This is a genomic window from Bacteroides sp. 224, from assembly GCF_010500995.1.
Taxonomy (GTDB): Bacteria; Bacteroidota; Bacteroidia; order Bacteroidales; family Bacteroidaceae; genus Bacteroides.
This window is the reverse complement of sequence record NZ_QVMK01000006.1, coordinates 74,337-88,906: the sequence shown is the minus strand read 5'-3', so window position 1 is coordinate 88,906 and position 14,570 is coordinate 74,337. Positions and strand designations below refer to the sequence as shown.

The 14,570-nt window shown below is 38.8% G+C and carries 11 protein-coding genes; 3 read left to right on the top strand and 8 right to left on the bottom strand.

From position 1 onward, the window contains the following. Window positions 1-132: 132 nt before the first annotated feature. From uxuA to D0T60_RS05510, 3 genes are read right to left on the bottom strand one after another with little or no spacing between them, the layout of a single operon-like run. Window positions 133-1,305 carry a mannonate dehydratase gene (uxuA, locus tag D0T60_RS05520; protein ID WP_163217155.1) on the bottom strand — a complete coding sequence of 391 codons (1,173 nt, stop codon included), beginning with the start codon at window positions 1,303-1,305 and terminating at the stop codon, window positions 133-135. A gap of 3 nt (window positions 1,306-1,308) precedes the next feature. Then, the gene (locus tag D0T60_RS05515; RefSeq protein ID WP_163217154.1) at window positions 1,309-3,645 is read right to left on the bottom strand and encodes a glycosyl hydrolase 115 family protein; all 2,337 of its coding nucleotides are present in this window, start codon (window positions 3,643-3,645) and stop codon (window positions 1,309-1,311) included. Between the two features lie 57 nt (window positions 3,646-3,702). Then, the gene (locus D0T60_RS05510; protein ID WP_163217153.1) at window positions 3,703-4,518 is read right to left on the bottom strand and encodes an SDR family oxidoreductase; all 816 of its coding nucleotides are present in this window, start codon (window positions 4,516-4,518) and stop codon (window positions 3,703-3,705) included. Window positions 4,519-4,620: 102 nt separating this feature from the next. Here D0T60_RS05510 and D0T60_RS05505 point away from each other — a divergent pair, with 102 nt between their 5' ends. The 3 genes from D0T60_RS05505 (at window position 4,621) to D0T60_RS05495 (ending at window position 8,839) form a co-directional block, all read left to right on the top strand. Beyond that, window positions 4,621-5,496 (top strand): AraC family transcriptional regulator, encoded by an 876-nt coding sequence (locus D0T60_RS05505; protein WP_163217152.1) that lies wholly within the window; start codon window positions 4,621-4,623, stop codon window positions 5,494-5,496. 93 nt (window positions 5,497-5,589) lie between these two features. After that, window positions 5,590-6,777, top strand: a complete 1,188-nt coding sequence (locus tag D0T60_RS05500) for an MFS transporter (RefSeq protein ID WP_163217151.1) — start codon at window positions 5,590-5,592, stop codon at window positions 6,775-6,777. Window positions 6,778-6,814: 37 nt separating this feature from the next. After that, on the top strand, window positions 6,815-8,839 hold the full coding sequence (locus tag D0T60_RS05495; RefSeq protein ID WP_163217150.1) for a glycoside hydrolase domain-containing protein: 2,025 nt from the start codon (window positions 6,815-6,817) through the stop codon (window positions 8,837-8,839). An 84-nt stretch (window positions 8,840-8,923) separates the two neighbouring features. Here the strand turns inward: D0T60_RS05495 and D0T60_RS05490 are convergent, their stop codons facing one another. The 5 genes from D0T60_RS05490 to D0T60_RS05470 form a co-directional block, all read right to left on the bottom strand. Next, window positions 8,924-9,889 (bottom strand): 3-oxoacyl-ACP synthase III family protein, encoded by a 966-nt coding sequence (locus D0T60_RS05490; protein ID WP_163217149.1) that lies wholly within the window; start codon window positions 9,887-9,889, stop codon window positions 8,924-8,926. Between the two features lie 88 nt (window positions 9,890-9,977). Beyond that, window positions 9,978-10,592, bottom strand: a complete 615-nt coding sequence (locus D0T60_RS05485) for a TetR/AcrR family transcriptional regulator (RefSeq protein WP_163217148.1) — start codon at window positions 10,590-10,592, stop codon at window positions 9,978-9,980. 60 nt (window positions 10,593-10,652) lie between these two features. Further along, a complete protein-coding gene (locus D0T60_RS05480; RefSeq protein ID WP_163217147.1) occupies window positions 10,653-11,678 on the bottom strand; it encodes a YafY family protein in 1,026 nt (341 codons plus the stop codon). A 77-nt stretch (window positions 11,679-11,755) separates the two neighbouring features. Then, the gene (locus tag D0T60_RS05475; RefSeq protein WP_163217146.1) at window positions 11,756-13,099 is read right to left on the bottom strand and encodes a serine hydrolase; all 1,344 of its coding nucleotides are present in this window, start codon (window positions 13,097-13,099) and stop codon (window positions 11,756-11,758) included. An 11-nt stretch (window positions 13,100-13,110) separates the two neighbouring features. Further along, a complete protein-coding gene (locus D0T60_RS05470; protein ID WP_163217145.1) occupies window positions 13,111-14,346 on the bottom strand; it encodes an anaerobic sulfatase-maturation protein in 1,236 nt (411 codons plus the stop codon). Window positions 14,347-14,570 lie beyond the last annotated feature (224 nt).

The window sequence follows — 14,570 nt, the reverse complement described above, 5'->3', positions numbered from 1 at the left end:
CTCAGGTTCCTCATTACCCATTGAATGAGACAGGGGAATGAAAAACCTGAAACCTTAAAGTGAAAGCGAAAAGCTGACACAGTTTAATTTACGCTCCCGTGCCTTCTGTGTTCAAACTGTTTTATAATCAACTTAAACTTTTGATAGCCCCTTGACCGCTGCCATCATTCCTTCCACTTGCGCCAGTGCAAACATTCTTCCATGAAAAGAATACCCGGGGTTATATCCTTTATCTTCATCTCCTAACATAAGACGTCCATGATCTACTCGCATGGGCAATTCCGGATTTTCTTTTTCAAATATACGCACCAGTTCAATAAGATGTCCTCTACCTTCCAGATGTGAGGCTTCTATAAAATCTCCGTTTTTGCATACATCAGTACTTCGCAAATGTACAAAATGTATCCGATTCGCAAACTTTCTTGCCATAGTAGGGACATCATTCTGAATACCTGAACTTAAAGAACCGGCACAGAACGTTAACCCATTATGAGGATTATCTACGGCATCTAAGATCCACTGTATATCTTCGGCATCGGTTACTATTCGTGGTAAACCAAGCACCGCCCGAGGAGGATCGTCCGGATGAATACACATATTGATTCCGTATTCCTCGCACACAGGCATGATGCGATTCAAGAAGTAACAAAGATTCTCTCGCAAAATTTCTTTATCTATTCCTTTATATAAATCCAAAAGTTTCTTGAATATAGCTACCGGGTGCTGATCTCCTTCTTTTATATTTCCATTGATAAAGCCTTGCGTCTTCACAATGATCGTGTCTATCAGTTCATCTTTTTCTTTTTGGGTGATAGTCTGATCCAATGCATTCACCTGATTAAGTTCTTCTTCCGAATAATCTTCTTTTGCGTTATCCCGTTTCAGGATACAGATATCGAAATAAGCAAACTTAATCTTATCGAAAAATAAGGTGGAAGTACCATCCGGTAATTTATGATAAAGATCGGTACGGATCCAGTCGATAACAGGCATGAAGTTATAACAAACAGTTTTTATACCGGCTTTTCCTAAATTCTCCAGACTTATGATATAATTATCAATTAATTTATCTCTTCCTGAGCTACCATATTTAATGGCTTCGCTCACCGGAAGACTTTCTACAACCGACCACCTCAACTCAGCCTCTTCTATATAGTTCTTTAAATCGAGAATGGCATCCAATGTCCAAACCTCTCCATTCGGAATATCGTGTAAAGCGGTAACGATACCCTCTACTCCTATTTGCCTCAGCATAGATAAGGTGATCTTATCCTTTTTGCCAAACCATCTCCACGTTTTTTCCATCTTTTATTTTGTTGCTTTTATGGTTATCTCGTCCAGGATAACAGCGGGAGTCATAGCCTGAACCTGAATCTTACGCTGAGTGGAGGAAGGAGGAAGCATTATTGTACGTGTAGCCCGGTTATACAACACATTTACTTTCCATTCTTCGCTCCGGCCATACGTTTCATAATTAAGAAGCTTGGGAGATTCTCCTTCTACTTCAACTTTAACTTGTAATTTATCCGACCCAATTGGATGACTGGGAACAAATGCAAAGGTTACTGTCAGCGAATCTGTTGAGGCAGGAAGTGAAGCTGAAAAAACATCCTTCTCGCCCAACACCAATGCCTCCCGGCTATAACCAAGTTCGTTTACTTTATAAGAAGCATTTCCAAAGATTCCATCCGAAGGTTTCAATATCCATTTTTGGTCTTCATATTCCGGTAATGGCACGCTTTTAAGGGTTGTATTCAAAGGTTCAAAAACCGGAAGATTACGTGGGTGGTAATCCATTATATAATTCCATTTTCCATCCAACATCGAATTATACTCTTTGGTCATATTTACAATATCATCGTATCCTTTGACGGCATCTTGCCAAGGAGCTTCTCCGTGACGAGCCAATTGTCCGCCCAGCATTTTACGGTTCATGGCACAAAAGCTTCTGATAGGATATTCAACCAACTGATACCAATGAGCCCGCTTCGATTCTTCAATAGTGGAAGATAATTGCAACAATTGTTTTTCCATTTCATGACAGATAGCTAAGCGTTCTTTTACTTCGCTATCTGCCCATGGCAGATCTTTCACTTGCTTATAAATCGGATTTTTCTCTTCCGTACGGGTATTTCCCATAAATTCGGGACGACAACGATAGCTGAGTGCATAATATTCATTCCACAGGGGCAATAGCTTAGTAGCCATATCTGCACCAAATTCTCTCGACAACCAGTTTTTCAGATGCTCATTACTGTTCGTGTTGAACAGCACTTCTTTATCCCATGCCATATCGAGGGTGTACTCAAGCAAGTATTCTCCCGGTTTAATATCTCCTATATTAATAACCCACAGCTGACGTACATTGTAATCATAAGCCCGTTTCAACTCTGTGCGAATAAGCGCCGGAGAGGTGGTAGCTAACCAAAGATAATCATGAGGACGCCCCCAGTAAGACAGGTGATAATATATACCGTTGCCTCCCTTTCGGTTTTGTTCGGCTTCATTGGGAAGGTATTTAATATAGCCATAATTATCGTCGCACCACATCAGGGTTACATCATCCGGCACTTGGAGACCGGACCGATAAATGTCGAGCACTTCTTTATAGGGGATGAATACCTGAGGAACTTTTGTCACGTCGTTGTTCATATATTTAGCAATAAGTTCGCGTTGATCTTGCAGAACTTGTTTTAATACACTTCGTTGTTCCTCAATGGTATTGGCTCCCAGCATTTTACTATCATGTACACCGCGAATACCTAATGTAAAATAGTTATTGGAATGAGCTACCTCTTTCACCCGTTCTTCCCAGAATTTATAAACATTCGCCGCATTTTTCACGTAATCGTACTGCCCTACCCCTGCTACTTTCCATTCGCCGTTTGTGTTCCGTTGCATAGGCTCGCAATGAGAGGTTCCAATGGTTATTCCATAACGATCGGCCACTTCCCGATTCCCTTCAATAAGGAAGAAAGGGAGTGAACACTCATGCATAGCAGGCCAAAAGATATTGGCGCGTAAACGCAATAACAGTTCAAAGATACGCTCATGAGTTTGAGGGCCAATGCGTCCCTCTTGTGTAGAGGGTTCATTGGTTTTCCAACTCCAGGGACAAAGCCCCCAGTCTTCATCATTGATAAAAATGCCCCGATGGGCAACAGCCGGATAGTCCAACTGTTTATAGCCTTCTTCCAGTGTTAAATTCTCTTTTTTTGCTACTGGCGAGTCGGCCCACCATATCCAGGGAGAAACTCCTATCTTACGCGATAACTCCAATACGCCATAAGCGGTACCCTGTTTATCATTTCCCAGCACAATCAGATTGCCTTTTTTTACTGTAATTAAGAAGCCATGATGATGATCTTTTAATTCCTCTACAGCTTCCTTGCCAACCAGGTTTTCGGCTTTACTTTTTAGCCCCAGAGTACCTACATAAAGACTCCCCCGTTTGTTACTGATTGTTAGATTTGCATCAAAAACGTTGCTGTAATCTTTTTGAAAAAGGGCAAGGGCAGTATGTACTACTTTCTCTTCATTACTGTTTACCACTACTTTGATATCTTTCCCTTGCTGAAATGAAAAAGAAGCAAAAGCCTGCATGGAAACCATTAGGCTAATGCATAGAACCGCAATAATTCTCATTGATATTGATTTAATTGATTCATAATCTCCCTACGAAGATAAGATTATTCTATTATTTTACACTCCACTAAAAGCACTGAATCCGCCATCCACAGGCAAAACCACTCCTGTAATAAAGCTTGCGGCTTCACTACAAAGGAATTGAACGGCTCCATTTAACTCCGAAATATCTCCGAAACGCCCCATTGGAGTTTTTGCCAAAACCTTTTTACTTCTGTCGGTAAGTGATCCGTCGGGATTGATCAATACAGCCCGATTCTGATCACCAATAAAGAAACCCGGGGCGATGGCATTTACCCGAACTCCATCTCCATACTTCAAAGCCATTTCTGTTGCTAACCATTGCGTAAAGTTACTTACGGCTGTTTTAGCCGCCGAATAACCCGGCACACGGGTGATGGCCGAATAGGCTGCCATAGAAGATACATTAATAATGGAACCGCCTTTTTGCTTTGACATCACTCTGCCAAATACCATCGAAGGGTATACCGTTCCGTTCATATTCAGGTTGGTTACTTTTTCCCAGTCTTCAATCTTCATATCGAAAAACTCTTGATCGGGGTTTAAGGTTGCTCCCGGTAAATTGCCTCCGGCTATATTCAAAAGAATATCAATACGTCCCCATTTAGCCAGAATTTCCCGCGCCACATTTTCCAGGCTTTGTATGTCGAGTACATTCCCTACTACTCCGATAGCTTCTCCACCAAGTTCGGTTAGCTCCTGTACCTGTTTATCCAGATTTTCCTGACGGATATCAATTGCCACGACCTTAGCACCTGCCCTCACAAAACTTTTTGCAATACTGCCACCCAATACACCACCGGCACCGGTGATAACTGCTACCTTTCCTTTTATACTAAAGATTTCATTCATAAATACTTAGTTATTTTTTCCCTTTTGCAAAAATAATAACACAAAGCACAAGAATATTCCTCTATATTTGCATATAGTTATTTTACATTTGCATTTTTAAGCATGAAAAAGATTATCAATGAGCAGCTTCCTATCTCTAAATCGTCGCCACTGAAAGCTCGTTTTTATCACTATAAACGTTTTACCTATCCGTGGCACTTTCACCCGGAATACGAAATTATTTATGTAAAAACAGGGACTGGAACCCGTTTTATAGGAAACAGCATAGAAAGATACACAGATGGAGATATTCTCTTAACCGGCCCCAATCTGCCCCACTGCATGAAAAGCGATGAGGCATACAGTGCCGACGACTGTCTGCTCAGTGTGAAAGGAACCATTATTCAGTTCGAGAAAGACTTTATGCAGCATGCTATCAACCATTATCCTCATTTTATAAAGATAAAAACGCTGTTCGAAGAGTCGCAACGAGGCGTATTTTTCCCTTCGCCACATTCGTCTAAACTAAAAGCATTATTGGATTCGATTCCTCAAGAGAAAGGAATAGACCAGATTACTTCTTTTCTGCAACTCTTAAAACTGATGTCCGAAACCAATTCGCGCCAGATCATCTCTACATCAGACTATACTTATCATATTCCTTTTGATGTTTCAAGAATCGATAAAATAATAGCCTACCTAAATAAGCACTATACCCGTCGGATTGATTTGGAAGAGATTTCCTCTTTCGCCGCCATGAATCCCACCGCATTTTGCCGTTTCTTTAAAGGTAAAACAGGGAAGTCTTTTAAGAACTACATCTTAGATATGCGTATAGATTATGCCTGTAAACTCCTATTAATGGAAGACACCAACATCTCGCAAGTAAGTATAGAATGTGGATTTGAAACAATTACCTATTTTAATAAAGTATTTAAGGAACAAACTGGACAGACACCTACGGAGTATAAAGTACGTAAAAGATCTTCCGAAATATAGATTAAAGAATATAAAACATTTGAATACACTTGGTTTTAGCTTACACATAAACTACTTTTGCAGAAGTTTAATCCAATGATAAATCCAACTCACATGAATAATAATAACCGTCCTGCTTTATGGACCAAAGATTTTATATTCGTTTTTATTTCTAACCTTCTTTTATTCTATTCTTTTTATATGCTGATTCCCGTATTGCCATTTTATGTAATGAACAATCTGGGTGCAAGCGGTTCGCTGGCTGGCATTGTATTGGCGCTTTATACCATATCAGCACTTTTTATTCGTCCTTTTTCGGGATTCATGGTCGACAAGTTCAGTCGTAAACCACTATACCTTATTTGTTATGGCTTCTTTTGTATTATCTTCGCCGGATATGTTGTAGGCACCACGCTTATGTTATTCATGATTCTTCGTACACTGCATGGTGTTGCATTCGGTATCAGTACAGTAAGCGGCAGCACAGTAGCAGTAGATATCATGGCATCGGAAAGGCGCGGCGAAGGTATCGGATATTTTGGGATGGCTGCCAATATAGCAATGGCTATCGGTCCTGTTACCGGGCTTTGGATTCACAACAATTATTCTTTTGATACACTCTTTCTCGCTGCATTCTTTTCCGGGCTTATTGGTTTCTTTACCATTCTATTTATTAAACCAATCAAAAAAGAACGTGCAAAACAGGAAGTTCATCAAACGTTATCGCTCGACCGCTTCATACTGGTAAATGCACTGCCCTGTGTAGCTTTGCTTTTCATGATAGGTTTAGGCTATGGTTGTGTACTCAACTATATGGGACTATACAGTGATTTAGCTCCCTTTGAAAGTAGTGCCGGATTGTTTTTTATCGTTCTGTCTTTTGGAATTATATTGGCGCGTATTCTCTCTGCCCGCCCCATTAATAACGGAAAGATTGTACAAATGATTCTGATTGGCAGTTATTTCCTGATTCTTTCATTCATCTTGTTTACGTTCTGCAAAAGTACATGGATGCTTTATCTCATCGCTTTCATTATGGGAATAGGATTGGGATACCTGAACCCTGCCTTTCAGACAATGCTCATCAACCTGGCACGGCACAACCAACGTGGCACGGCTAATGCCACTTATTTTACTTTCTGGGATTTAGGCATAGGAATAGGAACAGTTATAGGTGGCATGGTGATTGAAAAATTAAACTTTGACTGGCTCTATGGCATTTGTAGCGGAATACTGGTTATAGGAATTATTTATTTCTTCAGTGTATCTGCTTCTTATTATCAAAAAAAGAAATTGCGATAGGTTTATTTGCCAATAACACTCTAAGCATATTTATACAATGAAACAACTAAACACCACTTTTTTATTTATTCTTTTAATAAGTTTACCACAAGTACAGAGTTTCGCCAAGAAAAAAGAACTGAAATGTGATTATGTCGATTTATTCATTGGAACTGCCGGAGACAATGGTCAGGTAGACCCTGCCGCCTGTGTGCCCTACGGCATGGTAAGAGTATGTCCCGACATGGTTCCGAGAAGTCACGTGGGTTATGATTACAACATTACCAGAATATCCGGATTTAGCGTAAACCGAATTTCCGGAATTGGATGTAGTGGAGCCGGCGGCAACATTCGACTAAAACCGGTGAGTAAAAGCATTCAGCCGGAAATCAACAAATCAACCGAAACAGCTACACCGGGATATTATGCTGTTACGCTGAACAATGGCGTAAAAGTGGAACTTTCTGCTACTAATAACCTGGCTATTGAGCGTTTTCATTATCCCGAAACCGAAAAAGCCTTATTAACATTAGATGTAACTGCCGGATTTGAAAAAATAAGAGAATGTGAAATCAAAGTGATTTCCGATTACGAGTTACAAGGTTTTATCAGAACAGGAAACACCTGCAATCACGGTGAATACAAATTGTATTATAACCTGACAACTAATGAACCATTCAACGTTTTATCTCAACAGGAAGGAATAGCAGAACTGGAGTTTAGCAGAAATTCAACATCCTCCGTCGAAGTGCGCATTGCACTGTCTCCTTTGGGATACGATGTTGCAAAAGAAGAAAACACCCGTTATTCAAAAAAGAGGTTCTCGGATATTCGTAAACAGGCAGCGGCAGACTGGGAAAAACTTCTTTCCCGTATTCAGATCAACAGCACAGATAGAAATGATTTAACGCTTTTCTATACCTGTTTGTATCGCGTATTCCTAAGCCCGGCAAACGTTACTTCTCACGATCGCCGATATTTGGCAACCGATGGCTCCATTCAACAGGCCGATAACTTTACTTATTATAGCTCATGGTCTATGTGGGATTCTTATCGCACTAAATTTCCGTTAATTACATTGATAGACCATTCAACCATGCGAAATATCAGCTTATCGCTTTCTAAATTATATAAGTATGGCAAAAAAGATTGGGCTACAAAATATGAATCTACTCCCACCGTTCGTACTGAACATTCCATAGCTATTATTCTGGATGCTTATAAAAAAGGTATTCCTTTTGATCTTTCTGATGGGTATGAAGGTTTCAAAAAGGACATGGAGACTTTACAAACTCAGCGCCCTGATCAAGCTTTCGAAACGGCCATTGATTTATGGAGTATGAGTGAAATTGCAAAACTGCTTGGTAAAAAAGAAGATTCAATGATGTATGCCAAAAGAGCAGAAGAACTATTTCGTTCCATTTGGTTAAAAGACTTCAAAGATATAAACGAATCATTTACAAAAATGCGTGGAAGTGGTTTGTATCAGGGTACACGCTGGCAATATCGGTGGGCGGTGCCTCAATATCTGGACATAATGATAGAAACTTCGGGAGGAAAAGATGTACTTGCCAAGCAATTAAACTATTATTATGCCAACAATCTGAGTAATCAGACTAACGAACCAGGTCTGCACATTCCTTATCTTTACAATCGGTTGGGTTATCCGGAAAACTGCCAGAAAATCGTCCGCAAAATACTTACCGAGGAAATGACACATCTCTATGGAGGAAATGCGGAATATCCTAAACCTGTTATAGCCAAAACATTTACCACAAAGAAAAATGGTTTCTTACCGGAAATGGATGAAGACGATGGAACCATGTGTGCGTATTATGTTTTCGGTGCCATAGGGCTGTATCCTTTGGTTATCGGAGAACCTTGGTATGAAATCACTTCGCCACTTTATGATGAACTGGTAATTCGGTTAACAAAGAATAAGAAATTGACAATCAAGGCGATTAATCGAAAATCCCCCCAAGACCTCATTCAAAGCGTACGTTTTAATGGAAAAGAGGTTGCCGATTTCAGTATAGATCACAATGAATTAATAAAAGGCGGGAAACTGGAATTGTATTATTAGTCAAAATCAGGCGTATATATTCAAAAAATCCCTGTACTCAAATAAATACAGGGATTTTAAACGGTTTCTAATGTATTTCCAAAATTATACAGAATCAGTTCTTTTTCCTATCAGTATCAAACACGCACCGGCAGAATATCCTCCACCAAATACCGACATACATACCAAGTCGCCACTTTCAAAACGACTGTCATTCATTGCAAATACAAGTAAAGCACTGGCAGACCCTGTATTTCCCATACGCTCAATATTGGATAAAGATTTTTTCTCCGGCAATCCTAAACGATGAGCCACGTTTTTAAGAATACGCATGTTAGCCTGATGACCAATAAAATAGGAAAGGTCTTTTACTTCATAGCCATTATCTGCTAAAATCTTCTCTGTATTCTGAGCAATATAGGTACAGGCGTATGTAAATACATCTTTTCCAAATGGCATCTGAATACCTCCATGTGGGAGATTCAGTTTTACTGCCTCCGGTCCCTGTCCAATATGCCCAAGTCCTTGAGTCATGATATCCAGTACTTCGGTTTCAGAGTCATTATAGCGCTCTCCCGAAAGAAAATAGGCTACAGCTGCATCTCCCCATAAATGACCGGCTACCGAATCTGTATCATCAGAGAAAGAAGAATTTCTATCAGCACAGATCAATAAAGCCCTTTTTGCCAAACCGGCAGAAAAATAAGCACTTACGGCTTCTATAGCATTCATTCCGGATGAACAAGCGGAAGAAATATAAAACACTTTAGCGTTTTCTATTCCAAACTCTCTTTGAATCCAGTGTCCGGTAGTACCTACTGTATCCGAAGGGGTATATGAAGCAAAAATAATTAAATCAACTGTGGTAATGCCATAAGGTAATTTCTCTGCCGCCATTTCCACAGCTTGCTGACACATATAGTTTAATGTCTCTTTTTCCGAGGCCCTCACTCGTGCACGAATACCAGTACGCTGGTAAATCCAATCATCACTCAATCCGTTCAGTTCTGTAAAGTAACTGTTTGGGATACTTGTCTCCGGAACATAAAAACCTGTTGAATTAATAAACATGGGTAAATATTTAATGGTTTATAATTATAAACTTCTTACTATTGTGAACACCCGTTCACTTTTTATATAAAAAATATATTGTTATTGTTTACAGCTTCATCAGTCCATATAAATATAATACAAACTGATCTTGCCCATCGATATTACTTTTAGTATTAGGCATCCCGTTTTCTCTTATTGGAAAATCTTCTCGTGTATCCATAAAATAAATCTTTGTAAATAAACGACTCATCAAATTCACATCAATGTTTGATCGTATTTCTCCGGCAATAATGCTATTCTTCAAAGCAATTCTCCACTGACTGTCTACATGAAGTTGTATCTTTTTATAGCGAATAGTAAACCCCGGATAATACCTGGCAGCCTGAATCATTAAGTTATTGAAATTAAGGAATGTAAATCTGGACCCTCCTTTAGTTGTAATCAATTTGGCTATTAATCGTTGTCTTTTTTGTAAAGAACGAACTAATTCGGGGACAGAGATAGTAGGATCTATTTTTGCTGTTATTCGTTCGAGTGTATGAAAGAAATAGGTATCTACCACTACTTTAAATAGCTCGTCCTTATTTTTATAGTGCCGATAAAGTGCTCCCCTCGACATTCCCAGCTTTTCCTGCAAACTGCTAATGATTGGGCTAGCATATCCATTCACCATAAATTCATCAAAAGCGACCTTTAATATATCTTCCTTATAGAATTTCACGCTACAAAATAATGTAATTTATTTGTAACATGCAATAGAGATGTGAAACATTGTTCACTTTTAACATATCTCGTCTTCATATAGATTATATGCTTTTTTAAATCTGCTTTTTATGAAACCTGCCAGAGAAGGGGGAGATAATACTTTTATAAAATCGCCAAAGCCTAAAAGTTCGCGTTCGAGCTCCCTGTTAAGAATAACTTCTATTTCAAACACCATCGACTTGTCTTCTCTTTCTTCAATTAAAATCTGACTTTTATGAATGGGTTTTGTTTCTACATAAGGTGCATTGGCTGCATCTACCCAAAAACGAACTTTATGTGGTTTCTGATTAATGGTTTTAGTAACTCCTACCAGATCATCAAAGAAAGTTTGTGGGTCGAAAAAGGTGTTTTCTCTGTATGGCTCGTTCTTTGCTATTTCTATGTTATGAATTCGATCTAATGCTAAATTAAAGAGCACTTTCACTCCTTTTCTTGTTCCATACACAAACCAACGATTGCGATATTCTTTAAGCAAATAAGGATAGAAAATAAAATTAGAAGCGGAACGAGCTTTAAAAGAACGATACTTCAAATTTAATGTTTGCTTATTTATGATAGCATGATAAACTACATCCAGATGATTCAGTCCTTTCAAGCTTTCATTCTTTTCAAAGTCAATCACCGGAACCGTTTTTTGCTTAACAGATGTGATATGATCTTCCAGCCTACTCACAATATCACCCATTCCCGAGAAGTAAGAAAAGCCTTTAAACTGCCGAAGTACTTCCACGGCTTCGGACATAACTTTCAGGTCTTGACCGGATAAAGGAGTATTAGTGATACTGTAGTTGGGATCTTCGTATTTATAGTACTTATTTTCATACACTACTATAGGGGCATTATAACCCAATTTCTCGCTACGCATCATTTGTATATCCATCTGAATAGTACGACGACTGATTCCTTTATCAATTCCTTCGTATTCATAAAGAGCATCTGAACAGGCATCTATTAAATTTTCCAGTGTCCAGCGACGATACGGATTACGCAAACAAGTATCAATGGTTTTATAACGGATTAAGGCATTTCGATTAACTGGCATAGTATTTTTTGCCAAAAATACTAAAAAGAACAAATAAAAGCAGAAGATTCAATTTTTATATTATTCTCTCTCGCTTTTCATTCTAACGATTCCAGAATACCTTTTAAAAAGGTATTTACATCAAAAACACCTTTCTGAGAGAAACCGGTACGTACTATGACTAACTCTTTGGAAGGAATAATAAATATGAATTGGCCATCATGTCCTTTACACAGGTAGGTATCGGCAGGAGCATCCGGATAATCACTCCCTTTATTCAGCCAAAAGAAGGCACCATACCTTCCATTGGAACCTTTGGAAGTAGTTGTTGTAAAGTCAATCCATTCTTCGGGAAATATCTGCTCGCCAAGCCAGTTTCCTTTATTCAAATAAAGAAGTCCGTAGCGTACATAATCGCGCATGGAAGCATATATATAAGAAGAGCCTATAAAGGTTCCGGAAGCATCGACTTCGAAAATAGCATTACGCATTCCAATCTTATTAAATAGTGCTTTGCGAGGAAAAGCATAATAATCGGTATCATTTCCTATTGCATCACGTATCAGTTGACAAACAATATTGGTTGTTCCTGAGGAATAATACCAAGTAGAGTCTGGTTTTGCTTTCATTGATTTATCAACAGCAAACAAAGACATATTTCCTGTTTTAAATAACATCCGGTTCACATCAGAATTACTCCCGTAGTCTTCATTCCATGCGAGTCCGCTATTCATTTGTAGCAAATTGGCGAGTGTAATCTCTGCTCGTTCATCCGTCTGCCAATACTTTATGGCAACCGGAATTTCAAGGTTCATTTTATTTTGCGAAACCAAGATACCTGTTAATGTATTTGTTATACTCTTGGCCATCGACCAACTTAAAAACAGGTTATCGGCCGACAAATCATCTCTGTAGCGTTCGGTTATCAACTGATTTTTATAAGCTATGGCAACTGCAAATGTACCTTTCATTGGCAACGAGTCGGCAAAAACAGTATCCAAAAAGAGAGCCAGTTTTTGAGCATTCAGTGTTGATGGAATACTGTCTGACAACTTATCGCCTGCAGGCCAAGGAATGGTATCCGAAGTTGCAGGAAGAGTGGGAACTATGGTATAAGGCCTCGACTGAATTTCTTTCTCCGAAAAATCGCGAACCAATGTACATCCAAAACCTTCTATATAAATCGCCTTGGATTTCCAAAAAAGAAAACGACTTGTTACTTCCTTTTTCTCCCAATCTATTATATTAGTATTCAGATTGATAGGGAAAAAACTCAAATCTTCTTTTTCTAAACTTTCTTGTGTACGTCCGGCCACAAATATGCCGGATGCCAAATTCTTAGCTGCATAACCTGTTATGATAGGTGCCAAGGTATGAAAAACAGCTATACCCGCTATAAGAAGCAAGAATGGAATGCTTATCCAAAAGATTCGTTTCTTCATCTATGTAATATTTAAAGATTCTCCGATTTAATCCATTGCATCACATTGGCCGGTGGACGCTGATTCATCAATTCGGATTTCATGAAATCCATATAAGGAGCCACGTGGCTAAAGAACTGATAGAAACCTTTGCATAAATAATTCAGCCCCGGTTCTCCGGTAGCAGTCTTCACAAAACGATTCTTAGGACATTCGCCATTGCAAGCAAAAAGATATTCACACTCGCGACATTGAGCGGGCAATGTATTTTGTTTGGCTGCTCCAAAAGATTGTTGTTTTTCTCCATACATCATTTCCACAAGGGTTTTGGAGTAAATATTCCCAAGTTTATATTCCGGAAACACAAAATGATCACAGGCATAAACATCTCCGTTGTACTCCATCACCCCTGCATGCCCACAATTTTTGGCCATAGTACACACGCCGGGCTGCTCTCCTACCCAATTAGCAAGCGTTGAATCAAAAATCTGAATATAATAATTACCTACATCCTGTTTTACCCATTCATCGAATATGGTACAAAGAAAATTTCCCCATTGCTCCGGAGTAATCGAAAAATCGGCCAACTTCCCTCCTTCTCTTTCCATGGGTGATGCCAGATACCTACCATCATCATGAGGAAGTATTCGTTCTACAATAGGGGCAAATTGTATATAATGACAATTAATCTCTTTGAAAAAGTGATAAAAATCAAGTGGATAATCTGCATTGAAATCATTTACAACAGCCATAGCATTCCATTCTACTTCATATTTATTTAGCAGATTAATACCTTTCATCACCTTGTTAAAAGAAGGAAGCCCCTGTTTGTTTTTACGATATTCATCGTGAAATTCCTGTGGTCCATCAATAGAAACACCTACCAACCAGTTATTTTCTTTGAAAAATTTGCACCATTCATCATTTAAAAGAGTACCATTGGTTTGTATGCAATTATCTATCTGCCTTCCTCTTCCGTATTTCTTTTGCAACTCTAATGCACGCTTATAAAAGGATAAAGGACGCATTAAAGTTTCTCCTCCATGCCAAGTAAAAAGAATCTGTGCCTGTGTTTGAGAGTTAATATATTGTTCAATAAAACGCTCAAGCAATTCATCACTCATAATGAATTTATCTGCTACATTATTTGTTTTATACAGATTATTCTTCTCCAGATAATAACAATATTCGCACGCCAGATTACATATAGAACTAACCGGCTTCAACATCACATAAAGAGGCTTGGCAAAAGGGGCAAAAGTAGTCATTTTTATTTCTGATCTTTTTAATGTAATACAAATGTATATAAACTTTCCAAGAAATCAGGCGGAATCGGGCAGAATGGAGTAAGTATTTGAAAAACAAGTCCATTCGGTGTTGTTCCGCTATGTTTTGCCAATAGGCAAAAAAGCACAATAAAGCGGAGTTAAGCGAAAGTTTTGCTACTTATCCATTGCCTTTTTGAAACCTCAAACAGGAATGAAAAGCTACC

Bases quoted from the DNA above. Each gene is read 5' to 3' on its own strand.
- D0T60_RS05480 (WP_163217147.1), bottom strand. From the start codon at position 11,678: ATGCCAGTTAATCGAAATGCCTTAATCCGTTATAAAACCATTGATACT.
- D0T60_RS05495 (WP_163217150.1), top strand. From the start codon at position 6,815: ATGAAACAACTAAACACCACTTTTTTATTTATTCTTTTAATAAGTTTA.
- D0T60_RS05505 (WP_163217152.1), top strand. From the start codon at position 4,621: ATGAAAAAGATTATCAATGAGCAGCTTCCTATCTCTAAATCGTCGCCA.
- D0T60_RS05475 (WP_163217146.1), bottom strand. From the start codon at position 13,099: ATGAAGAAACGAATCTTTTGGATAAGCATTCCATTCTTGCTTCTTATA.
- D0T60_RS05500 (WP_163217151.1), top strand. From the start codon at position 5,590: ATGAATAATAATAACCGTCCTGCTTTATGGACCAAAGATTTTATATTC.
- D0T60_RS05490 (WP_163217149.1), bottom strand. From the start codon at position 9,889: ATGTTTATTAATTCAACAGGTTTTTATGTTCCGGAGACAAGTATCCCA.
- uxuA (WP_163217155.1), bottom strand. From the start codon at position 1,305: ATGGAAAAAACGTGGAGATGGTTTGGCAAAAAGGATAAGATCACCTTA.
- D0T60_RS05470 (WP_163217145.1), bottom strand. From the start codon at position 14,346: ATGACTACTTTTGCCCCTTTTGCCAAGCCTCTTTATGTGATGTTGAAG.
- D0T60_RS05515 (WP_163217154.1), bottom strand. From the start codon at position 3,645: ATGAGAATTATTGCGGTTCTATGCATTAGCCTAATGGTTTCCATGCAG.
- D0T60_RS05510 (WP_163217153.1), bottom strand. From the start codon at position 4,518: ATGAATGAAATCTTTAGTATAAAAGGAAAGGTAGCAGTTATCACCGGT.